Raw genomic sequence first — 1,402 nt, forward strand, 5'->3', positions numbered from 1 at the left:
GGAAAATTGGATAGACTCAATGGCGGCATCCACTACTGAAACTAGATCGATTAGACGAGTATTTAAATGAAGCTTGCCACTCGTAATTCGGGAGAGATCGAGCATATCATCGATTAACTGAGCTTGCACTTTAGCACTCCGCTCGATCACTTCCCAGGCACGAATGACTGCTTCTGAATCTAAATCGCGGGTGCGGAAAAGTTGCGCCCAGCCGAGTATAGTATTAAGCGGGTTACGAAGTTCATGGGAGAGGTTCGACAGGAATTCATCTTTGGCTCGGTTGGCAATTTCCGCGTCTTGACGGGCTGACTGCTCTTGTGCTAAAAGCTTAGATCGCTCTAACTCTAACTGTTTGCGATCGCTGATATCTTCAATCGCCAGCAAAATCCTTTCAGTCTCTCCCTGTTCAATAATTTTCCAACCATTGAGCAGCATGGTTTTCTCCCCAATCCGCTCAAAACGATGCTCTACTTCCAAGTTTTCAATACTGATATCGTTGGCAACAACGTCTTCTAAGAGCGATCGCAATCCGGGCAGGTTCCATTGACCGTTCCCTAGTTCAAAAATCAGAGATTGCGTTGTCTCTGATGGTGAAACCTGAAATGTTTCATAAAACGAGCGATTGGCTTTGTTCACCCGCAAATCAGAATCAAGGACGATTAAGGGCACTTGTACCGTCTCCACAATCCCTTCAGCGTAATTCCGGGCTTGTTCTAAGGTTGCGGCACTGCGTTTAAGACCATCAATATCTATTAACACCAACACTACACCATCAATCCTGTTTTCTGTGGTGCGATAAGGACGGATGCGGAGGTTGTACCAATGTCCCCCCAGAGTTTGGACTTCTAATTCTTTGATGCTGAGTGTGTCAAGAACCTCCAAAATTAGAGTTTCTAACTCAGGAACATCGAGATTTACTCTGATGTCGCTCAAAGGTCGTCCAGCATCGGCGGGAATCAAATTGAAAAGTCGCTGCGCCATTGGCGTAAAACGTCGAATGCGTAAGTCTAAAGTCAATATCAAAATCGGAATATTAATACTGGCAAGCAAATTCGTGAGATCGTTGTTAACTTGGTGTAATTCCAGATTTCGACTACGAAGTTCTTCATTAGTGGTGTTGAGTTCTTCGTTGGTTGCCTGAATCTCTTCTTTGGCAGTTTCTAGCTCTTCATTGGTGCTTTGTAACTCTTCATTACTAGAGAGGATTTCTTCATTGGCAACTTTCAGGTCTTGATTGATATGCTCCTTCTTTTCTAATGAGAATTTTTTGCCGTTGTGCCTGATAAATTGTCGCCCGTAGCTCGATAAGCAAACCCTCGCGCACCATTTTGAATAAGTTAAGACTCGGTTTCCCCGATGCAACTTTGAGGTAGAGATCGATTTCTCCCCGAAGTTGCAGCAC

1 protein-coding gene is annotated in these 1,402 nt (G+C 44.4%); it reads right to left on the reverse strand.

The genetic code is table 11. The features are described 5' to 3' along the window. Window positions 1-1,402 (reverse strand): PAS domain-containing protein (locus V7L31_RS03565; protein WP_334694977.1); only part of this gene is annotated, 1,402 nt, incomplete at both ends.

Origin of the sequence: Nostoc sp. (assembly GCF_036916655.1) — a bacterium.
Lineage (GTDB): Bacteria > Cyanobacteriota > Cyanobacteriia > Cyanobacteriales > Nostocaceae > Nostoc.